Origin of the sequence: Flavilitoribacter nigricans DSM 23189 = NBRC 102662, from assembly GCF_002646595.1 — a bacterium.
GTDB classification, from domain to species: Bacteria; Bacteroidota; Bacteroidia; order Chitinophagales; family Saprospiraceae; genus Flavilitoribacter; species Flavilitoribacter nigricans.
Genome location: NZ_PDUD01000054.1, coordinates 1 through 23,043, shown reverse-complemented (window position 1 = coordinate 23,043; position 23,043 = coordinate 1). Strand labels below are relative to the sequence as shown.

At 51.7% G+C, this 23,043-nt stretch carries 10 protein-coding genes; 8 read left to right on the top strand and 2 right to left on the bottom strand.

Annotation, left to right across the window (positions count from 1 at the left end; all coding sequences use genetic code 11):
* Nucleotides 1-3: 3 nt before the first annotated feature.
* Nucleotides 4-5,016 carry a putative type IX secretion system sortase PorU2 gene (gene porU2, locus CRP01_RS36775; protein ID WP_099155097.1) on the bottom strand — a complete coding sequence of 1,671 codons (5,013 nt, stop codon included), beginning with the start codon at nt 5,014-5,016 and terminating at the stop codon, nt 4-6.
* 87 nt (nt 5,017-5,103) lie between these two features.
* Nucleotides 5,104-6,456, bottom strand: a complete 1,353-nt coding sequence (locus CRP01_RS36770; protein WP_099155096.1) for a DUF7033 domain-containing protein — start codon at nt 6,454-6,456, stop codon at nt 5,104-5,106.
* Nucleotides 6,457-7,051: 595 nt separating this feature from the next.
* On the opposite strand from CRP01_RS36770, the gene CRP01_RS36765 reads away from it, so the two are divergent.
* The 8 genes from CRP01_RS36765 to CRP01_RS36730 all read left to right on the top strand — a co-directional run bounded on the left by CRP01_RS36765 (nt 7,052) and on the right by CRP01_RS36730 (nt 22,863).
* Entirely contained in the window at nt 7,052-10,240 is a 3,189-nt protein-coding gene (locus tag CRP01_RS36765; protein WP_099155095.1) for a SusC/RagA family TonB-linked outer membrane protein, read from the top strand.
* Between the two features lie 11 nt (nt 10,241-10,251).
* The gene (locus CRP01_RS36760) at nt 10,252-12,132 is read left to right on the top strand and encodes a RagB/SusD family nutrient uptake outer membrane protein (RefSeq protein WP_099155094.1); all 1,881 of its coding nucleotides are present in this window, start codon (nt 10,252-10,254) and stop codon (nt 12,130-12,132) included.
* A 153-nt stretch (nt 12,133-12,285) separates the two neighbouring features.
* On the top strand, nt 12,286-15,651 hold the full coding sequence (locus tag CRP01_RS36755) for a VCBS repeat-containing protein (RefSeq protein ID WP_099155093.1): 3,366 nt from the start codon (nt 12,286-12,288) through the stop codon (nt 15,649-15,651).
* Nucleotides 15,652-15,721: 70 nt separating this feature from the next.
* Nucleotides 15,722-17,104 carry a vanadium-dependent haloperoxidase gene (locus CRP01_RS36750; protein WP_099155092.1) on the top strand — a complete coding sequence of 461 codons (1,383 nt, stop codon included), beginning with the start codon at nt 15,722-15,724 and terminating at the stop codon, nt 17,102-17,104.
* Nucleotides 17,105-17,172: 68 nt separating this feature from the next.
* Nucleotides 17,173-18,861 (top strand): CRTAC1 family protein, encoded by a 1,689-nt coding sequence (locus CRP01_RS36745; protein ID WP_099155091.1) that lies wholly within the window; start codon nt 17,173-17,175, stop codon nt 18,859-18,861.
* Nucleotides 18,862-18,888: 27 nt separating this feature from the next.
* Nucleotides 18,889-19,788: an alpha/beta hydrolase gene (locus CRP01_RS36740; protein WP_222845902.1), complete on the top strand. Its 900-nt coding sequence runs from the start codon at nt 18,889-18,891 to the stop codon at nt 19,786-19,788.
* A 97-nt stretch (nt 19,789-19,885) separates the two neighbouring features.
* Entirely contained in the window at nt 19,886-20,989 is a 1,104-nt protein-coding gene (locus CRP01_RS36735) for a glycoside hydrolase family 130 protein (protein WP_099155090.1), read from the top strand.
* A 116-nt stretch (nt 20,990-21,105) separates the two neighbouring features.
* Nucleotides 21,106-22,863, top strand: coding sequence for a HEAT repeat domain-containing protein (locus CRP01_RS36730; protein WP_170110705.1), 1,758 nt, complete (start codon nt 21,106-21,108; stop codon nt 22,861-22,863).
* Nucleotides 22,864-23,043 lie beyond the last annotated feature (180 nt).

The window sequence follows — 23,043 nt, the reverse complement described above, 5'->3', positions numbered from 1 at the left end:
GACTCACCGCAGAAGCACCATTTTGCCGAATCCACGTTCGAAGAATCCGCTCAATCCAGTATCTTCCACGTAATTGTCATAGGATTCATAATCCTGGCCCTGTTCATCTTTGGCTATGATCCGGTAGAGGTAAATGCCGTTGGCCAGTTGATCCCCAAATTCATCCTTCCCGTCCCAGGCGAAATCCGTCCGGTGAGTGCCTACCTGCATCGGTCCTATCTCATCCTGAGTGATCTCCCGTACGATTCTGCCCGATACATTTAGGATCTGGATTTTGAAAAAGGTAGGAGCTGTGCCGGTGAGCGTGTAAACGAACTGGGTACTGGTGGTAAACGGATTAGGATAATTCAATACGTTCGAAATGGAATTACGTGTCCTTACCTCAAACTCTACCTGATAGTCTATATTGCCCGAAAAATTCCCACTGACATCCCTTCCATTAACGTTTAGCTGATAGGTTCCATCTTCGATAAATGTTGGCAAGTACTCGATTCCCAGCTCGTTTTTATTGCTGGCAGTAGGTAAAGTGAATTGTACCTCCGGGCTATTCAGGTAGATCTTTTCGGTCTGCCCATTCGGTCTGATCAATTGGAGACCCACCAAACTGGTGTCGGAGAGCAGCAAATTAGGATTTTCATCTTTTAGCTGAATATTGATAACAGGGTTGGTGCCCACCAGGTCTCCGTTAAGTAAAATTCTACCGTCAAAAGTTACATTTAATAAGGGATTCTTCTTATCACTGATTACTGCAAAATTCTGATTGAGTAGATTATTAAAATAGTGATGTTCTTCGGGCAAATGTTCAGGGTTGACTTCGGTCGTTAGGCTATAAATCCCTTCCCAATTGTGGGAAGGCAGCGTAAGCTCAAAATCGGTTTGACCCTCACCGGGTAAAGGCGCTTTGACCTGAACGTAACTGCTCTCGGTGTTTTGTGGGTCCAGCAATTTATACTGAATCTTTACACTATCCGAAGCTACCCGGCTCAGATTCTCTATGGTACCCCTGAGTATCAGGTCGACACCCTGCTGGAGCGTATCCGCCTGGAAAAAATAAGATGACAGAGAAGGATTGATCGCAAATTCGGGTACTCCCTCATACAAAACAGTCCAATGCCTGAGGAATGCAGGAGTGCGTTCGGTTTCATCACCGGTAAGATACTCTAGCTCAAGATAGGGATAAAGTGAGGCATCTACAGCTTCCAACGATTGGGCATGGGCGAGTTGTTTAAACAGCGTGTCCCGGGTTCCCTGAGCAGTAATACCGATCAGGTTGATCTCTACCGTATCACCAGACGTAGTCAGCTCATCAGCTAGATTCCAGGTTAAACTTCCCCAACTGCTGGCCGGCCCTACCAGCTTGGAGCGTAGTTGGGCTGAAGTTTGAAATTGGCGAAGAACGGTACTCACATTAATCTCTTCGTCCGGAGAGTCGGCTATTTTCTCATCTCTGGCACCAGATCCTTTCTGATAGATAAATGCGTACGGGACGGATCCTTCCGTTTCCAGGTTTCGAATGATCTGAGCACCTTCATCTTCCAGCACACTAAAAATATTGCGGCCGGTGTTTAAGCTGTCCACAGCCCAGTTTTCCGGGAGATAGTCCGCATCCGGTGTCGATTGTATCGTAAATAGAAAGACAATGTGTCCTTCCGGAACCACATTTGTGAGGAATTCAATAAATGCATTTCTGCCTTCCTCCGTTTGGGTGTTGAAGGAAAAGCAAGCCTGATTCCTTCGGTCCTCACTATTGTATTGTTTGCCCGAATTTCTCCAGGGAACTCCGGTATCGGGGATGAAAACCACGGCACTAATGCCCTGTTGTAGATCCAGCCACGGCCTAACCGAGGCGGCGGCATTGGAGTTATTATAGAAAAAACCGGGTCTGTCATCAGCATCCCACAACTTATTCCGCACCCGCATATCCAAAAACTCCTGTCCAAAACTCACCTCTTGCGTTGAATCCGTAAAGATCAGATCCGTATCCGTGTTCTGTCTAAACTGCCAGTAATGCCCCTGTCTCCAACCTGGCTCACTGCCGGCAATATAGGTAAAGGAGCTGTTGGACCAAACCGGTTCGGGATTGTCAGTACTAACGGCTGGACTTACCCGCCAGTAATAGGCGGTCTGATCCTGCCAATTGATATTCGGGGTCCATTTGAGAACACCGCCGCGTTGTTGTTGGGTGAGACGAACCTTTAGCGGGCTATTGAACAGCGCAGTCGTGTCGATTTCCAGCCAATAGGTACGTTCGGGAGCCAGCGCATTAGTGGTAGAAGCCTTAAGTGTTATATCAGAATTCCCAATTAGGGCAAATTCCGGAGGGTATACTGCACGAGCGGCATTGTCGATGATGAAAAGGGGAATGCCGCTCTCTCCATTAGACCTGCTTAGTTCATTGTTCATTTCAGCCGCGGGATCAGGTGATTCTGCGATCTTTTCATCCGCATCGATGAAAACGTGAAAAATATTCTGGCCGGTACTGCGGGATCCTCCGACCGGCAGTGTATAGGTCAGTTGCTTACGGAACCGGTCCATTACTATAGTATCTTTCAGGAGTTCAACCTTTTCTCCGTCCGGGAACGTACGACTGATCACCAGACTAACGGTATCCATTTCGTTTCTCCCCAGATTGACGGCATCAAAATAGAATGTAAGACTGTCCATCAAGGTGCTGATCGGCTGATTGTCAAACCGCACCGAAGCCGCATCAATCAAATAATCCGGTCCGTCCACCGGATGCAGCCGGATGGCCGGATCGCCGTGTAGATTGAACTGCTGGACCAGGGTGCGGATGCTCAGCCAGTTGTAGGCCGACTGGGATTCATAGGCCGCTTTCAGCGCTTCTCCGATGCTGCGACCGTAGTATTCCTCGCCGATGAACTGATAGAACGCCTGGGCAAACCGGGCCAGATCAGAGGGTACGCCCAGCCCTCGGGAAGCTCCGAAAATGACGGCGGCCTTATCCTCGTAAAAAGTGAAGCGCTCACCGATGCTGCGGCTGGGGCCGAACACATTACCGGAATAGCAACCCAGGGACAGGATCAGCGGATATTTACCTTCATTATCGTAGTTGTCGGGATTATCGATGTTGAAATCGAAGGTGCCCGGACTGGAATGGCCAAAAAAGGTAATGATGGAAGTGCCCTGGTTGATATAGTCAAAAATTTCCTGGGACAGGCTGTTCTGAATTACGTCGGTACTGTTTTTGTAAAAGGCCCTGACCGAACCGCCGAAGGTACTTTCCTCGATCAGATCGGCCAGTGCTTCCAGGCGGTTTTTGATGGTGATCTGTTCACCCGCCGTGCCGCCGCCGCCGAGGTGCAGGATATGTTTGGTCCAGGCGCGGTCGGCAATCGTCTGGGGGAGTTGGGTATTGGCTTCCACAGATCTGACCTTGTCCAGATATATTTTTACCTCGCCGGGATCTTTGGCCGCCAGACGGCCCAGCGGGACGGGGCTGACATCGGTTTCATTGGTGGTGAATAGCAAATTGTCACTGGCCGGATAGCCGAAAGAAGGTACGAGCATGTCCCCTTCCTCAACGGCTCTCTGCAGCCGGTTCGATGATCGCATGTTCTGGTATTCCTGGCCCCGGCCGATGATGAAAATGAATTCAAGATCCGGGAAGCGATTCCGTCGCAGAAAATGGAACGCGTTTCGGATCGATAAAGGGTGAAAATCGATCCCGTAGGCAAACTGATCAAAAAGTTGCTGCACTTCAATGATGGTTGGTCGGAAGTTACCACCGTCTGTACTGGCCCGGTAGTCGGCATAATCCTGTACCCAGTTGTTGCCGAGCCCATCATTAAAAAGCTGGTCATTGCTGATGATGAGATAATTGGTGTTGGACGACTGGTAGTCAACAAACGTTACCGGCTCTAGTCCCGGTAGGGATGCAAGCGCGGAAAACTTCATCAAGATCAGCCGGCGATCTCCCGTTGCGGCCGGCAGCAGTACGCGGTGCTGCCCGTTGGATTCGGAAGTGATCAATCGTAAGTTATGCTCGAGGTCCAGTAAAATATAGGGATCCTGGCCCAGACCATTGAATGCCAGCAGGCGTTTCCCCGCGGCGGCCGGCAGATCGATCCGGATCAGGTCCTGACCGGAGAAATTGAAGGTGCGGGCGTAGCGGATCTTACCAACGGAAACCCCATAACGGTCCGTATCGTTATTGCCCCGAACGGCAATTTCCACGGCATCGCTCAACTGGCCGGACTGAACAGGCAGTTCGTATTTTTTCACGACCGGACCGTAAAAGGTATCTACCTTTACCGTCTGCGTATTGAGGTCAATTTGCAAAGCGTGCCCCTGTTGGTTCGAGTTCCCGATCAGGTTTACCGAGAGGGTGGCATTGGGACCATTGACTGCCCGATTCGAGGTAGGAAGAGTGAATTGAGTAGTTTCCGTGTAGGGATGACCAAAGCCGTCTCCCTCAAAATTGGAATAGTAAACATTCTCGCCGGCAAACTTCTCATATTGTTTGAAATGCTGTTCCGTAAAAACGACTTTTTCTTCCGCCCAGTACCAGGGTTCCGGAGCCGGTGCGCCGGTCAGAGCATTATCGATGCTGGTGTAGCGAAGGGTAGGACTGCCGGCTGTAGTCCAGGTCAGAAAATAAGTCGAACTATCGGTGAATAGACTGTATTCCGGATTGAGCAGATCTTCTTCCGGATCGGTGAAAAGGTGGCGGTCCAGTTCGGAGCGATTTTGCACACCGTAAAATTCGATGAAATCGCCGGCTCCCAGCGTTCCGTTCCGGCTGGTGTGGATGGGGATCTCCCGACCCAGGTGAAACATTTGAAACTGTTGTCCCGGTATCTCATTCAGGGAAATTCCGGCGGCCTGCAGTTGAGCGTAGTTCAGTCGGTAAATACCGTCTTCGGCTACTTTCAGCTTGAAGTAGGACTGCTCGTAGCGAATCCATTCATTGCCGAACAGGCTATCCTGGCCGTTCCACATCTGAGCGTGCAGACTGAAAGAAAGGGATAAAAAAAGAATAGTGATCAAATGCTTCATGGGATCAGCGCATTTTGGGAGCGAAAGTTTCCTCTGGTTGATCTGACAAAAATAGCAATTTAGCCAATAAGATGCATCCCCACGGAATTAGCCCGCAAGATGCAGGATGGTTCGGCGGTAAAAGTCGGCTAAAGCCTGGCCGTGGGGAAGGGCTGGATCAAAGTTGCTATTGTGGAAATTGATCGAAATGTGACTGTTGCCGGTATTTTGCTGCAGGAAATCATTTAGCAGCGCAACCGGGTCAATGCCGGTATGGTCAGCTTCGTGCAGGGCGGCACTATCCATTAAGGCCAGCGGGCGTTCCCGCCAGTCGAAGGCCTTTTGCGACTGGTAATCGTAAAGCCGGTAGGGGAATCCGGTACCCGCGCGAAAACCCAGGTGATGGCGGTAGCCCATGGAAGCATCTTCCCGGATATGCTGTAGACCATATATATACGGTGTGGTTGGCCAATCCCAGCGAAGCCAGTGCTGGCGATTGTTATGGACAGATTTACCGTATACCTGCTCGAGCTTTGCCTGCTCCTCCCGGAATAAGGCCGGCTTGAAAGCGGCATTGTAGCTGGGGTGCAGCCCCAGTTGGTAATCTCTGTTCCGGGCCAGCCCGATCAGCGATCGGATCCGGGGATCATCGATCCGATAGTGATTATCGTAGGGGGTCTCGCCGCCGGCCATGAGATAGAGGGTCTTTTTATCCCAACCCGTTCCGGGAGCAAGCAGCCAGTCGAAACAATCGTAGGGATCGGGCTGTTGATTCCGGCGGATCGCCCGGTAGCGCTGCCAGTGATAACGCAGCCCGCTTACGCCTTCGCCGCGGACGAATGCTCCTGCCAGTGCCCGCAGTAATTTTACAGTGGTGGGGTAGCGATATAAAAAGTCAATATCGTGGGAGAGCGAATAGGTAGTCGGTAAGTGGACCGGCTGTCCCTGAATTGCGCTCCAGAAACAGGCCAGGAGGCAATCTACTACGGGCTGTCGCTGGAGTTGATGCCGGATCAGAAAGTGCTGTTCTTCCGCGAGCCAACCGGAGGAATTGAGCTGCCCGGCAGTGGCAAAAACCTCTTCGTAACGACTGATGTGAAAAAAGATCATTTCCAGCAGATCGAACTGGAAATGGTTCCCTTGCAGCAGGGGCCGGGAGTTATCCTGCCGGTAGTCTTCCACGCTGAATACCGAAATATCCTGAAAAGAATAGGGATTGGCAAACAGGGGCCGTGTGACGGATGGTTCGCCGAAACACAGGCCCTGCGCGGGAATGAAAAAGTGATCATCGTTTTCCGGGAGGGGCGCACCGTAAAAAAGCTGGATCTCGCTGGCGTCGGTCCCCGGTTCGCGGGCGACGAGCCAACCGGCCTCTCGGGTCAGCGGATGCTGCCGGATGAAGTCCAGGGTATACTGTAATGCCGGATGTTCCGATCCGGTATGGATGACCAGCGTACGCATGTGGCCGGAATTGGTTCGACTGCAAATATCGCTAACTTCATCAGATGAAAAAACAGGGGATTCACTGCTGCCCGGCTGGAAGGCGGTGTCGATAGCCAACTACTCCTCTCCGGGCCGGGCCGGAACTCCGGGAAAGTACTGATCGTCAATGAGCTGTAAAGTGGCCGGCCGGCTGTGGATATTGATCTAACAATACGGACGGTTCTTACTGCGGCGCAATTTGAATTTCCAGATATGGTATAAAATTTGGAAAAGGTGATTTTTTGTAAATTTGTTTTGGTAATTAGTTGAAATCAGCCTACTTTTACCTGCCGCTTTAACAACAAAGTTATACCAACTATAACCATTAAAATACTCCAAATACCAATAGAGTATGGTTAGAAGCATTGCATTACGCCAGCCTGATCCGAATATTTTTAAAAGCCTTACAGATCCCAAAACACGCTCGCACTGAGCATATCCCAGGATCGGGATAGTTTTTCTAATCACCAAATTTGCGCTTTGCCATCAATAAAATTGAGAACTAACGCTCTTGCATTAGAGTGTGATTTTATGTGGTATTTACAAATTGACAATACGAAAAACTTTAGGATTTATGATGAAAAGGAGACACTTATTTAAATGGTCGTTGTCGGTAGGCATGTTCCTGCTCTGCTCGATGACCATGCTGGCTCAGAAGACCATTACCGGTCAGATGACTGATGCCAGTACAGATGAGCCGCTAATCGGGGCGAATGTTATTGTCAAGGGGACAACGACAGGTACGATCACCGATTTTGACGGTAACTATTCGATTGAAGCCAGCGAAGGAGATGTTCTGATCTTTTCTTACACGGGATACAGCTCCCAGGAAGTTTCTGTTGGTTCGGAAAGTACGATCAATATTGGCCTGGAAAGTGGCCAGGTACTGGATGAAGTCGTAGTAGTAGCTTACGGAAAACAGAAAAAAGTTACGGTAACCGGCGCCGTTGTCGGGGTCGAAGGGGAAGAACTCAAGCAGTCCCCGGCCGTAGATATTTCCAACTCTCTGGCGGGACGCCTTCCCGGTCTGGTTGTGATCCAGACGGGCGGTGAGCCGGGTTATGACGGTGCGAACATCTCAATCCGGGGTACGAACACCCTCGGTAACAGTAGCCCGCTGATCGTAATCGACGGTATTCCCGACCGGGCCGGTGGCCTGGGCCGTTTGAGCCCGCAGGACATCGAGTCCATTTCCGTATTGAAGGACGCATCCGCAGCCATCTACGGTGCACGGGCGGCCAACGGTGCTATCCTGATCACCACCAAGCGTGGTAAGACGGGTAAGCCGAGCATCACTTTTGATTTCAACCAGGGTTGGTCTACGCCGACGGTGGTACCGAACATGTCCAGTGCCGTAGAATACGCCACGATCATGAACGAACTGCCGATCTATCAGACCATTCCGGTGAACGAATGGGGTGCAGCCTGGGATGCTATCCAGACTACCGGTACTTATGATTCACCGACTGCCGGTGTAGGTACCATCAACGCAAACTACAGCCCGGAGGCCGTAAGAAAGCACGGCACCGGTGAGGATCCCTGGGGATTCCCCGACACCGACTGGTTCGGTGACGCTCTGAAACCCTGGTCTCCGCAGTCTCGCTACAACATGCAGATCAACGGTGGTACGGAGAACATCCGCTACCTGGCTTCTCTGGGTTACATCAACCAGGACGCCATCTACCACGAATCCGCTACCTTCTATAAGCAATACAACTTCCGGGTAAACCTGGATGCCAAGGTCAATGACTACATCAGCGCGGATCTGGGCCTAGCCGCCCGCCGTGAAGACCGGAACTTCCCGACGCAATCCGCCGGATCGATCTTCCGGATGTTGATGCGGGGTCGTCCGACGGAACCCGAAGTATGGCCGAACGGTCTGCCCGGTCCGGATATCGAGAACGGTCAGAACCCGTACGTGATTACGACCAATGCAACCGGTTATCAGGAAAACCCGAGAGATTACATTCAGGTGAACGGTGGTATTACCCTGACCAACCCATGGGTGGAAGGACTGAAACTGACCCTGAACGGATCCGTGGATACCAGAAGCGAAACCAACAAGCGTTGGGAAACGCCCTGGATCCTGTACTCCTGGGACCGCGTGTCTTACGAAGCCGACGGGGTAACTCCCAAACTGACGGGCAACATCCGTTCTAACTTCAGTGATCCACGTTTATCTGAAGGTTACAGCAAAGAGCTGAACACCAACCTGACCGCTCTGTTGAGCTACGAGCGCAAGTTCGGCGACAACTCGCTGAATATCCTGGCGGGTGTTACCCGCGAGACCTTCCAGGGCTCCGGATTCTTCGCGTTCAGAAGAAACTATATCTCCGCTGCAGTTGACCAGTTGTTTGCCGGTGGTTCCCTCCAGCAAAATACCGGTGGTAGCGGCTACGAAAGAGCTCGCCTGGGATACTACGGTCGGGTGCAGTATGACTTCCGTGAGAAATATCTGGCAGAATTCATCTGGCGTTACGACGGTTCCTACATCTTCCCCGAAGACAGCCGCTTTGGTTTCTTCCCGGGATTATTGCTGGGATGGAACGTTTCCAACGAAGATTTCTTCAACGTTTCTTTTGTCGATTATCTGAAACTGCGTGGTTCTTACGGAGAGATGGGTAATGACCAGGTATTCTTCGGCAACCAGCTGCAGGAATACGCTTACCTGTCTACTTACGGATTCGGGGAATACCCGATCGACGGTCAGGTGGTAACTACGCTGCGTGAAACGGTACTGGCTAACCCCGACTTTACCTGGGAGAGAGCTAAAAACTGGAACTTCGGTTTGGACGCAACCCTGTTCAACAACAAGATTGACTTCACTTTCGAATATTTCTATAACCGCCGGGATCAGATCCTGATCCAATTGACCGGTTCTACACCTTCTTCTTCCGGTATCAACAGCCTGTTGCCTCCGGTAAATGCGGGTAAAGTAGATAACAAAGGTTACGAATTCGCACTGGGTTACAACGGTCAGGCCGGTTCCGGACTGCAATTCAGAGCGGGTATCAACGGTGGCTACGCTCAGAACGAAGTTGTATTTATGGACGAGATCCCCGGTGCTCCGGATTATCAGCGCCAGGAAGGTAAACCAATTGGTTCTTTCCTCGTTTATCAGTATGACGGGGTATTCCTCGATCAGGCAGCGATTGATGCCAACACCATCGATTACAGCCAGGTGACCGGTCAGTTGATCCCGGGTGATATGAAATTCGTAGACACCGACGGTAACGGCGTTATTGACGCTGATGACCGCATTCGTCTGAACGAAAGCATCACACCGACCTTCAACTTCGGTGCAACTGTCGACTTGGCGTACAAGAATTTTGACCTGTCCATCCTGCTGCAGGGTGCAACGGGCGCTTCTACTTTCGTACGGACAGAGTCCGGTGACATCGGTAACTACCTGAACTACCAGTACGAAAATCGCTGGCGGATCGATGCTCCCAGCAGCATCCACCCCCGTTTGGCAAGTCGGAACGATACGTACTTCACCGGTAGCTTCGGCGGTAACACCTACTACCTGTTTGACAAGGATTACATCCGCGTGAAAAACATCGAACTGGGTTACAACCTGCCACGTACGACTTTGGACAAGATCAACCTGGGCAGCCTGCGTCTTTACGTAAATGCGCTCAACCTGTTCACGATCGCCGGCGAACTGGGTAGTGAGATCTTTGACCCGGAAACTGTTAACCAGTCTGGTCAGTACTACCCACAGACCAAGGTGATCAACACCGGCGTTAGTTTAACTTTCTAAATTGAAGCATAATGAATCTAAACAAATCATTTTACCTTTTAATCTTGCTCGCCGCGATCCTTCCGTTGTCGTGTGATCAGGATTTCCTAAATACGGAGCCGCTCGATAAGATATCGAGTGAGGCTACCTGGGCGGACGGACCCTTGTCCGAAGCCTTTATCTTTAACGTCTACTCCTACCTGGGATACGGTGGTTTCGAGGAAGAAGGCCTTGCAGCCGTCACGGATGAAGCCATGTTTACCCACGCAGGACGGGGTATCGACGTAATCACGGAAGGTTCTATTTCCCCTTCCAACCTGGGTAACCAGCGCGTTCACCCACAGTGGGGAGAATTGTATCTGGCTATTCGTCAGGCGAACATCGCCATCGAACGACTGCCGACCTCTACTTTTGATAATGACGAACTGCGCGATCGCCTCCTGGGTGAAGCGTATTTCCTCCGTGCTTACTACTACCACAATCTGGTAAGAATGTACGGTGGTGTACCCATTATCGATCGTACTTACGGTTTGGGCGAAGATTACAGCATCGCCAGAAATACCTACGAAGAGTGTGTTAATTTCATTATCAGCGATCTGGATCAGTCCGCTCGTCTGCTGGAAGGCAAACCCGAAACTCCGGGCCGTGCTTCTGCTTTGACGGCCAAGGCGCTGAAAGCACGTCAGCTGCTCTATGCAGCCAGTGATCTGCACCACGGACCAACCGCTACGGCGAATTCTTCCGTACTGGCCGGTTACAGCGATCTGTCTTTGGTTGCTTACCCGGGTGGTGATCGCAACGCTCGCTGGCAGGCGGCTCAGAATGCTGCCAAAGAAGTACTGGACGAAGGAATGGGGTACAAACTCGATCTGACCGCGCCGGTATCCGCTCAGGAAGGAACGGACAACTACATTGCACTGTCCGCCGGTGGCGAAAGTGCAGTAGCCGATGCTGCGGCTGCGGTGGAACTGATCTTCCAACGTACGCACACCGCGCTGTATACGCAGGAAAACAACTGGCCTCTGGGTGGTATCAACTGGGGTATCAACAATGGTCCTAACGGTTACCACAACTGGGCCGGTAATACGCCGATCCAGCAGCTGGTAGACGATTACGAAATGATGGACGGAAGTACCTTCGACTGGAGCAACCCGACCCACGCTGCGGATCCTTACGCCAACCGTGACCCACGTTTCTACGCGACGATCATGTACGACGGCGCTACCTGGAAACCACGGCCTTCGGATGTAGCCGGCCTCGATCCGGTAGATCAGATCCAGACGGGATACTACGATGACGGAAACGGTGGTACCATCAACGGTGTCGATACCCGTGAATCTTCCATCGAGAACTGGAACGGTAGCCGTACGCACTACTATGTGCGGAAGTTTATCGATCCGAACCCGGCCCTGCCGGATAACCAGTCTGCCGCTCAGACTATTCCCTGGCCGTTTATCCGCTACACGGAAGTAGTATTGAACTACGTGGAAGCCAGCATTGAACTGGGGGATGAAGCAGAAGCCCGTGACTGGCTGAACCGGATCCGCTACCGCGTAGGTATGCCGGCGATCGATGATACCGGCGATGCGCTCAGAGAACGCTATCGCAATGAGCGTCGGATCGAACTGGTATACGAAGAGCACCGGTACTACGACGGTCGTCGCTGGATGATCGGTGAAGAGCTGGGACGCGGTATTCAGACTATCGATATCCGCGCTTCACTTAAGCCGGGTGCCACACCGCACGTACCTTATCGTCATGATAAATCTGTTTACGATTACACCTACACGGTGGTGGAAAACACCGAGAACGAAACCCGTGTATGGTTAGATAAATTATATTTCCGTCCCATCGATCGGGGCGAAATGCAACGTAACGAGCTATTGGTCCAGAACCCTGGATACGCCAACTAATACAGTTTGTGGGATAGCGTGTAGGACGTCAATGTGCTACACGCTACCGAATTCATCCCACAAGCTGAATTATTGACAGCTGTCATACCGGAAAATCTATCCCTGAACATTTGGGGATAGATTTTCTTACTTTTGCACGAAGTGCTGATAAACATGAACTTACAAAGGAAAACATTAGAACTCACCCGATGGGGTAGGGGCGGCCTCTATCTATTGCTTGCCCTGGTCTGCTTCGGCGCCTGCCGGGATGTAGAACAAGACGATTCTACCACACCTTCCGATCCATCCGCTCCTCCTTTATTTACGCTGCTCACTCCGCAAGAGACCAGAGTTGATTTTCAGAATACCCTCGACGAAGGACTGAATACCAACATCCTGATGTACGAGTATTTCTATAACGGCGGTGGAGTTGCCGCTGGAGACCTCAATGGCGATAGCCTGATCGACCTTTACTTCACCTCCAATATGGCCAATAACAAGCTGTATATCAATCAGGGCAATATGCAGTTCCGGGATGTAACGGCCATTTCCGGTGCTTCGGGTATTCCCGGTCCCTGGAAAACCGGCGTTACGATGGCCGATGTAAACGGCGATAACCGTCTGGATATCTACATTTCCTATTCCGGAGCGCTCCCCAATGAAAAACGCCAGAACCAGTTGTTCATCAACCAGGGTGTAGGTACCAACGGAACCCCGCTGTTCCGGGAAATGGCGGAGGCTTACGGCCTGGCCAGTGCCGGCTACAGCAATCAGGCTTACTTTTTTGATTATGACCGGGACGGCGACCTGGACGCCCTTTTATTGAACCACAACCCCAAAAATTTACCGGTACTCAATGTATCGGCCACAAAGGCCGTGTTGCAAAAAGATGATCCCTTGCAGGGCGTCCGCCTGTACAAACAACAAGACGGTACCTTCACCGACGCTACGGTGGAAGTGGGGATCAGCAGTTCTGCGCTGACCTACGGGTTGGGCATTGGCATCACGGATATCAACGAAGACGGCTGGCCCGATTTTTATATCTCCAATGATTACGCCGTGCCGGACTATCTGTACATCAACAACGGCGACGGTACCTTTACGGATAAGATCAAGGAAAGTATGGGCCAGAACAGCCATTTCTCGATGGGAAATGATGTGGCGGATATCAATAACGACGGTCTGCCGGATATTGTGACGCTCGATATGCTGCCCGAAGATAATTACCGCCAGAAACTCCTGCTGGCCCCGGATAATTACGCCAAATTTGACCTGAACGAACAGAGTGGCTTCCACCGGCAGTATATGCGCAATATGCTGCAACTGAACAACGGCAACGGCACCTTCAGTGAGATCGGCCAGATGGCCGGCATTTCCAATACGGACTGGAGCTGGGCCGCCCTGCTGGCAGATTATGACAACGACGGCTGGAAAGACCTGTTCATTACCAACGGTTATCTCCGGGATTACACCAATCTGGACTTTATAAAATACATGGATGATTACGTACAGTCCAAAGGGCGGCTGGTCCGGGATGACGTACTGGAGATCATCGGTCATATGCCGGCATCCAATGTCGTAAACTATATTTTCAGCAATCAAAACGGAGAAGGCTTCACCAACCGGACCGCCAACTGGGGCATGGACCGCCCCTCCAACAGTAACGGAGCTGCCTACGCCGACCTGGATAATGACGGTGATCTGGACCTGATCGTCAATAACATCAACCAACCGGCCTACATCTACCGCAATGATGCCGGTGGGCAACTGAACAATAACTACCTCCAGGTGCGCCTCCGGGGAGCAGGCATGAATACCCAGGGTATCGGCGCAAAAGTGCTGGCCGTTTACAATGGACAACGCCAGAAACTGGAGCAATATCTTTCCAGAGGTTACCTCTCCTCCGTATCTCCGGTAATGCATTTTGGTCTGGGCACTACCACAACTCTTGACTCACTGGTGGTAATCTGGCCGTCCGGCAAACAACAGACACTGACTGATGTGCGGGCCAATCAGGTAATTGAACTTTCGGAAGGCGAAGCGACAGAAACCTGGACACCTGCTAGAAAGCAGTCCGCCATTTTCACGGAAGTGTCCTCACCCGTAAAGCACCAGGAACCGACCATGCAGGTACGGGATTTTGACCGCCAGCCGCTGCTCATCAGTGAGCTATCCTATATGGGCCCCTTCCTGCTGAAGGAAGACCTGAACGGCGACGACCTGCCGGATATCTTCATCGGAGGTGGGCGAAACCAAGCGGCGTCTCTTTATCTGCAAAGCGGGAACGGGCAATTTCGACCCGTCGATGTGCCTGCTTTTACTGCCGACCAGGCACCTGTAGATGCGGCGGCCGTTGCGTTCGACGCCAATGGGGACGGGCATCCGGATCTGTACGTGGCGAGTGGCGGTTACCACGATCTGGACGCTCAGGATGAGGCCTTGCAGGATCGTCTGTATCTCAATGACGGTCAGGGCAATTTTACCCGTTCGGCCGACGCGCTGCCGGAAATGCTGGTTAGCAAAGGAACGGTACTGGCGAAAGACATTAATGGAGACGGTCATCAGGATCTGTTTGTCGGAGGCCGGGTGATCCCCGGAAGGTATCCGGAAACGCCGGCCAGTTATCTGCTGATCAATGACGGCAGTGGCCGGTTTACGGATCAGACCGAAGCCCTTGCGCCCGAATTGAGTACCCTGGGGATGGTTACGGATGCCGCCTGGGCCGACCTTGATCAGGACGGCACGGAAGAACTGCTGGTGGTAGGGGAGTGGATGCCGCTCACTGTATACCGCCTGACCAACGGGCAACTGGAAAACAGTACCCTGGACTTTTTCAATGGAGAATACCGGGGTTGGTGGAATACCATCACCGTGGATGATCTTAACGGTGACCAACGGGCGGACCTTGTACTGGGAAATATCGGCACCAATACCCAGTTTAGGGTATCCAGCGAGGAACCGGCGGAGATCTATTTTGCCGATTTTGACGATAACGGATCGGTAGATCCCATCTTCTGCTTTTACATTCAGGGCAAAAGCTACCCCTACGTCACCCGCGATGAAATGCTCGGACAGCTTTCCGGCCTGCGTTCCCGTTATACGACTTACAAGGATTATGCTGACCTGACGATCGGGGACATCTTCGCTACGGAGGAATTGCGTGATGCCAAACGACTGGAAGCGAATCGCATGGAAACGACCCTTTTCCTGAGTGGTAGCGGGAAATTTGAACCGGCTGCTCTGCCCGTGGAAGCTCAGTTTGCTCCGGTCTACACGGTTACCGTACTGGATTATAACGCGGATGGTAATAAAGACCTGCTGCTCTGCGGCAACAACAGCCACGCTAAACTTCGTCTGGGGCGGTTCGACGCCAACTATGGTATTTTGCTCGAAGGGGACGGCCGCGGTGGCTTCCGGTATATCGATCAGCAGACCTCCGGATTTGCGATTAAAGGCGATGTGCGCAGCGTGGTTGAACTGGATAATACTTTACTTTTTGGCCTGAGCGAAGGCCCGGTAAAGGCCTACCGGAAAAACTAAACGTAAGCGATAGCCCGCGCTCCCTCACCAAACACCTGCTACCCCAAAATGGATATCAAAAACAGGAGCCATGATTTTAGACATCATTGACAAAAGCTATAAACAGATTAGTCTTCTTTTAACGCTGGCACTACTGCTTGCCTCCTGCTCGGTCAATGAACCGACGGAAGCATCCGAGGTGCCGACTTTCACCCCGCAGGAAGTGGCGATCGGCTGGGGTGAATTATCCACTTATCTGGCCAAGACCACCCCCGCCAATTCTCCGACCTATGCTTCCCGTTGCTTTGGTTACATCGGACTGACCATGTACGAATCCATCGTCAACGGTTATCCGGAATACCAGTCGCTGGCGGGACAGCTCAACGAACTGGGCAGTCTGCCCTCACCGGAAGCCGACGCGGAATACAACTGGCTGCTGGTCCTCAACGCCGGGCAGGCGGAGATCATCCGAAGCCTGTACAACCAGACTTCTGATTCCAATAAGGTAAAGATCGACTCACTGGAATCGCTCTACTACCAGTCATTTGGCATGGAAGCGGGCATGGAGGCCATGACGGAACGGTCGGTCGCGTACGGTAAATCCGTAGCGCAGGCTATTTTCGAATGGTCCAAGACCGACGGCGGTCACCGGGGCTATCTGCACAATTTCGATAAGGAACTGGAGCATCGTCAATTTCCCGGCTCCTGGAAGCCGCCCCTGTACGCCCAGTCCTTCAGCCACCATCCTCTGCATCCTTACTGGGGGGATAATCGGACTTTTCTGCCCCGGAATTCCGAAATACCTTTACCCGAGATCCTTCCCTACGATACGACACCGGGTTCCCCCTATTACCAGCAGTTCTTGGCGGTTTACGAAAAAGACCTGGAACTGACCCAGCAGGAAAAAGAGATCGCCATCTGGTGGGGAGATGATCCGGATGAGACCTTTACGCCTCCGGGACATTCCTACTACATCGCTACCCTGGTGCTGAAAGATAAAAATCCGGAATTGATCAAGTGCGCGGAAACCTACGCCCGGGTGGGTATGGCGGTAGCGGACGCTTTCATCAATTGCTGGAAATGGAAATTTCACTTTTTCTCCGAACGTCCGAATACCTACATTCCACAATTCATTGATCCGGAATGGGAGTCCTTCTGGCCCGATCCTCCTTTTCCGGCTTTCCCATCCGGCCACGCCATTCAGGCTTCGGCTGCGGCCACCGTACTGATCGATCTGTACGGAGAGGATTTTACGTTTGTGGATAGCTCCCACGTCGGACGCCCCCGGGATGAACTCCGGGATGTCGATTTCCGGGAACGCCCGTTCACCCAATTCTGGGGGGTTGCCCGGGAAACGGCGGACTCCCGCTTTTACGGTGGTATTCACACCCCGCAGGATAATGACGTGGGCCTGGAAAAAGGACAGGTCGTTGCCGGAAATGTGAATGCACTGAACTGGAAACGGGATATGTAATCCATCCGGATCACCCCGTAATTTAAAACAGAGGTATGCGTGGAATTAATAAAAAATGTAAGTGGTCTATGGTACGGAAATCCTGCACGATCATCCTGCTGGTCGCCTGGGCCGGAATGCTCTTCGGTCAAACCCCCTTCGTCGATGTGACGCAATCGGCCGGTATCGAACATACCTTCAAAGTGTACGAAGGCATGTTCGGCGGTGGGATCTGCGTATTCGATCTGAATAATGACGGCTTCGAAGACCTGTACCTCACCAGCGGTATGAACGAAGATGTGCTCTATCTCAACAATGGGGACGGGACATTCAAAAATATTTACGAAGGATCGGGTCTGGAACTGACCCGGCATTATGTCACCCAGGGCGTGGTCGGAGCGGACATCAACCGGGACGGCTGGGTGGACCTCTTTATTACCACCATCACTTCCAAAGACAGCGTGAAGACCATCCCCCGGGAGATCAACCTGCTCTTCCTGAACCAGGGCGATAATACCTTTCGGGATGTAACTTCGGAATTCGGATTGGATCAGATGTATTCCTTCAGCACCGGCGCCAATTTCGGGGATGTAAACGGAGACGGTTATCCGGATCTGTACGTCGGCAACTATTTCCACGAGTACGAAGGGGGCCTGAACTACATCAGTGATGCGACGATCGTGGCTGCGCACCAGACTTCGAAAGGTTACCTGCTGATCAATCAGGACGGAAGACGATTTGAGAATGAGTACGAGGAATACGGCTTATCGCACAAAGGATTTGGGTTCGGCGGCATTTTTACGGATTTTGATAACGACGGCGATCAGGACCTGCTGGTCAACCACGACTTTGGTTACAAGCGCACCCCCAACCTCCTGCTGGAAAACCTCTATCCGAAAAAGAAATTTGTCGATGTAGCCGACTCACTGGCCATGGATCTCAAGATCAATGCCATGGGTGCGGCGGTAGGGGATGTGAATGAAGACGGCCTGCTGGATTATTTCATTACCAATATCCGGTTCAATCGTTTTATGGTCAGTCAGGGACCGGGGAAACCCTTTGTTGATAAGCTGAAAGAAATGCAACTGCACCAGTTGGCGATCAGTTGGGGCGCCAATTTTGCGGATTTCGACCACGATGGCGATCTGGACCTGTTCGTAGCTAACGGTGACCTCAACCCGAACTGCGTACCCATGGGCAACTTCTACTTTGAGAACAACGATGGGAAATTTGTGGATAATGCCCGCCCGATGGGCCTCGCGGATTACGGTCTCGGTCGCGGTTCCGTGGTATTCGATTACGATAACGATGGCGATCTGGACCTGCTGGTGATCAATCAGGAAGCCGTCTATGATTATCCGGTGGAATCCACTACCAAATTATTCCGTAATGATCTGGCTAAAGGCAATTGGGTCAAAGTGAAACTAGAGGGTAACGAAGCCGAAACGCACGGACTGGGTTCCCGCGTGGAGGTCGTTGCAGGAGGGAAGCACCAGCTGCGGGAAATTGACGGGGGTGGCTCCAGTCACTTGTCGCAAAACTCTACCATTGCCCATTTCGGTCTGGGGACTGCCGATCGCATCGATTCACTGATCATCACCTGGACCGGTGGTGAAAAACAGGTACTGCTCGATCAGCCCGTCAACGAAATGATCACGGTGGTGGAACCAGAACGTCCGGGTATGGGCACGATGTTTTACGTGAGCTTTTTCGCGGTTTTAATCGGCATCGCTTTTTTTGCCTTCCGGGCGAAAGGGCGTTCCAAAATGGCTGGCTGATTTGAAAAGTTTTAGTAGTTTTCCAAAATGGAAAATTTACGAAAAACCACTGAACGCCCGGTCGTACGCACCGGTCGTAACCGCTTCACATTAATCACCTTTCTTTTGCTCAGTATGACACTATCCGTTTCCGCTCAGGAAGTGGATAGCGTTATTTATAAACAGATCGATACCGTTGCCCTGCAGATGGATATTTACTATCCGGAGCAAATGGAGGCCGGCCGCGACTATCCCGCCATGGTTTTCTTTTTCGGCGGTGGCTGGAATGGTGGATCGGTCAGTCAATTCGAACCGCACGCCAGATACCTCTCCAAGCGGGGCATCGTCTGCTTCCTGGCGGATTATCGGGTCAGGTCCAGGCAAAAGACTACTCCTTTTGAATCGCTGATGGATGCTAAATCCGCCATTCGTTACATCCGGAAAAATGCCGCCCGATTTCGGATCGATCCCGATCAGCTGATCGCCTCGGGTGGTTCGGCCGGCGGGCATCTGGCGGCGGCTACGGCTCTGGTCCAACCCTACAATGAATCCACCGATGATCTGTCCGTAAGTTGTGTGCCCAATGCGCTGGTACTGTTCAATCCGGTGATCGATAACGGCCCCGGCGGCTACGGTTTCGAAAGGATAGGGGAGCACTTTTACGCCTTTTCTCCCTTGCACAACATTCGCGCGGGCGCTCCGCCAACTATTTTTTTCCTCGGTACCGAAGATCGCCTGATCCCCGTAGCGACCGGCGAATACTATCAGACGGTCATGGAAAAAGTGGGCAGCCGCTGCGATCTCCATCTGTACGAAGGGGCCGGACACGGTTTCTTCAATTATCGCAGTCCGGAATTTTATTACCACACGGTGCTGGAGACCGATAAATTCCTCGAGTCTTTAGGTTATCTGGAAGGTGAACCGACCTTGCGGTTAAAAGTGGAATAGGAAATCGAAAGTGGGCCTGGAAACGGTTGCAAAACTTGATTCCAAAAGGCAACGATAGCCTGATCGGTCGTGCGGTTCCTGCTAAAACTAAATTTCTATGTTGGGACGGAATTATTTTTGGATAGTATTCGTAGTTATCAGCGGATTGCTGACTTCCTGTCGGGATGTAACAACAGCTCCGGTTGCGGAAAAAGATCCGGGATCCTGGGCGTTTTCGAATTTCGTCAAGGTGGACAGCATCAATCCCATTATGCAACCCGATACTTCCGTCGGTTTTGCGGCCCCCCTGCGGGGTGCAACCGTCAATTGGGAAGCGCGGAATGTGCTCAATCCCACGGCGGTAGTCAAAGATGGCAAGGTCTACATGCTCTACCGGGCGCAGGACCAACAAATGACTTCCCGTCTGGGACTGGCGATGAGTTCGGATGGGCTGCATTTCGAAAAACAGGCCGCTCCTGTATTCTATCCGGCGGAAGATAGTCTGAAACGTTACGAATGGCCGGGGGGCGTAGAAGATCCGCGTATTGTGGAAAGTGAAGATGGCCGCTACATCATGACCTACACGGCCTACGATGGCAAAACGGCCCGGCTCTGCCTCGCCAGTTCCCGGGACCTGACCACCTGGACCAAGCACGGCCTGGTAATGGGCTACGGAAAATACCGGGATACCTGGTCGAAATCGGGAGCCATCATTGCCAAACGTGACGGTAGCCGGATGATCGCGACCAAAATTGACGGTAAATACTGGATGTATTTTGGCGATACCGACCTTTTCATGGCTACTTCCGAAGATCTCATTCACTGGGAGGTCGCTGAGAATGCCGAAAACGGGCAACTCATTTCCGTATTGCATCCCCGGATGGGATACTTTGATAGTCGACTGGTGGAGCCGGGACCGTATGCGCTGCTGCGGGACGAAGGCGTAGTGCTGATCTATAACGGCAGCAATGCCGCAAATTTTAACGATGCCGCGCTGCCGAAGTTTACTTACGCCGCCGGACAGGCGCTGTTTGATGCCCGGTATCCCTATAAACTGATCGACCGTACCGAGGGCTACTTTATCCATCCGGATAAACCTTACGAGAAAGTAGGTGAAGTGAATGAAGTATGTTTTGTGGAAGGCCTGGTCTATTTTCAGGATAAATGGTTCCTCTACTACGGGACGGCGGATTCGAGAATTGCCGTGGCGGTACAGGAGTAGCTGGATAGGTAAAGAAGAGGAGCCGGGATGGAATTCAGATCAAGTCCCTCCCGGAACCAATGATCTACGGATATCCCCACCGGAACTCACTGTTTGAAAAAGATGTTTTTGCGCTCATGAAAGAAAATAATGTACACTCTGATGATCTCATCAAAACCACCATCTCGGCCGAGATTGGTGAAAACCGGTATGAATACCTGATCACGGCCACCGTTTATGGCGAAGTGATCGAGATAGAAAATTTATTTCTGCAGTTACCGGAACAGGCGCAGCGCATGATGCTGGGGGATCAGTACGATCGCTGGAAACCACGCATCGAGAACTTCCCGAATATCTGCCGCTTCGCTCTACCCATCGCCACCCTGGACCTGCACGAAGATGAGAGCCTGGAGCCATTGTTAAGTCTCATTCGCGAACGAAAAAAAGCCTTGAATCTAAACGATTTACCTCCCGATCTGGGAAAAGTACGGGATCCGTGGACGCGTGATCTTTTTGAACTATTCCATTTCAGCCCGGCGAAATATCTGGAGATAATTCGGAAAAGCTGCCGTTCTCTTTCGGTATTGCTCAGAGAAGAGGAGCAGAGACTGGCGGATGCATGCCGTCATCTGGGATATTACAAATTTCCTCTGGCGCCGGCTGTGGTGCGATCCGTACTGCCTTTCATGACACCGAATCATGTTGGACGCCTGGCCGGCGAAGTCCTCGTCAAATTTCCCGAACCCGAAAACCGGGCTATACTGCTTGAACTCTATGGGAGTGAGCCCTATCAGAATATACGCTCAGAAATACTAAAGGGCCTGTCGGTTTATCAGGACCAGGAAGTTTATGATATTGCCCTGAAGGCCTATCGGGAGGAAACAAAGACCAACAAACCCGAGCAGTTGGTCACCAATATCCTGATGGCATTAAAAAATTTCCATACCCCGGAAGTGACGGAGATCGCCTGGGAAGTCCTCTGCGGACCGTTGCGGTTTGCCGGTAATGAAGCAGAAAAGATCCTGCGTTCCCGGGGTATTTCGGATGGAGATATCCTGGATCGGATCAAACCGAATTTTTACGACGAGAAGAAACCGGAATACATGCAAAATGTGTTGGCCCGCTTCCACAATATCAAAAATCCCTACCTGTTGCCGCGGGCGGAGGAATTCATCTGGATCTTACCCCGTCTGCTGGAGAAAAAACAAAACCTGAATATTGCTTATGCCACGCCAAGTTTGATCGCAAAGCGCTACAACGCCAGCGTACCCGATCACCTGTACCAGCTTCTGGAACATGCCTCCCCTTTCGTTCGGCAGGCTGGGGTCATCCAGATCGGCGTAATTTGCCATCAGTACGATCATGTCAATTTTCAGTTTTCCGAAAGGCTGGAAGAAAAATTTTTTGAGCTGCTGAAAGATGACCATCGGGATGTGGTGAAGGAGGTCGCCAATAGTTTGGGAAATATCGCGGGTAGGGTTAACAAGGCCGCATATATTCCAAAGTTGCTGCCGCTGGTGGAAAATAAAGATGTGCTTATCCAGCTCGGGAGCATGAGAGCAATCAACCGGGTACTGGAGCACGTGCCGTTTGATCCAGCAATATGCCCGACTTTTCTGGAAGCATTAAAGCATACCAACAGCTACGTAAGGACCGAAGCCGTAAAGGGCCTCCAATACGCTTCCGATCCGGAGATTGAAGCGGCCTGGAAGGCACTCAAGGATGATCCCGACGACAACGTGCGGCGCATAATTAATAAGGAACCATCCCGTCACGAACCTTACCTTAAAGTTCTCCAGGATCTGTCCCGGCGTTCCAAACGAAAAGCACGACTTCACAATTCCCTTTTGTTCAAAAGCTATTATTACCTACAGGCCCTGTTGAGGAAGACTTAGTGACTTGGAGACAAGGAGACGATTTGGAGACCTGGTGACTTGGAGACTTGGAGAGCGGGTAGTGGAACTCCTCAGAATAGTGGACAGTGAATTGGGCTAGGTTGTCTGTTTTAGTTGAGTTAATCGATAATACATTTCTTTCGGAGAAATACCTCCTATACCAGAATGGATACGTCTGGT

Coding starts and splice junctions, on each gene's coding strand:
- porU2 (WP_099155097.1), bottom strand. CDS start 5,016: ATGAAGCATTTGATCACTATTCTTTTTTTATCCCTTTCTTTCAGTCTG.
- CRP01_RS36770 (WP_099155096.1), bottom strand. CDS start 6,456: ATGCGTACGCTGGTCATCCATACCGGATCGGAACATCCGGCATTACAG.
- CRP01_RS36765 (WP_099155095.1), top strand. CDS start 7,052: ATGATGAAAAGGAGACACTTATTTAAATGGTCGTTGTCGGTAGGCATG.
- CRP01_RS36760 (WP_099155094.1), top strand. CDS start 10,252: ATGAATCTAAACAAATCATTTTACCTTTTAATCTTGCTCGCCGCGATC.
- CRP01_RS36755 (WP_099155093.1), top strand. CDS start 12,286: ATGAACTTACAAAGGAAAACATTAGAACTCACCCGATGGGGTAGGGGC.
- CRP01_RS36750 (WP_099155092.1), top strand. CDS start 15,722: ATGATTTTAGACATCATTGACAAAAGCTATAAACAGATTAGTCTTCTT.
- CRP01_RS36745 (WP_099155091.1), top strand. CDS start 17,173: ATGGTACGGAAATCCTGCACGATCATCCTGCTGGTCGCCTGGGCCGGA.
- CRP01_RS36740 (WP_222845902.1), top strand. CDS start 18,889: ATGGAAAATTTACGAAAAACCACTGAACGCCCGGTCGTACGCACCGGT.
- CRP01_RS36735 (WP_099155090.1), top strand. CDS start 19,886: ATGTTGGGACGGAATTATTTTTGGATAGTATTCGTAGTTATCAGCGGA.
- CRP01_RS36730 (WP_170110705.1), top strand. CDS start 21,106: ATGAAAGAAAATAATGTACACTCTGATGATCTCATCAAAACCACCATC.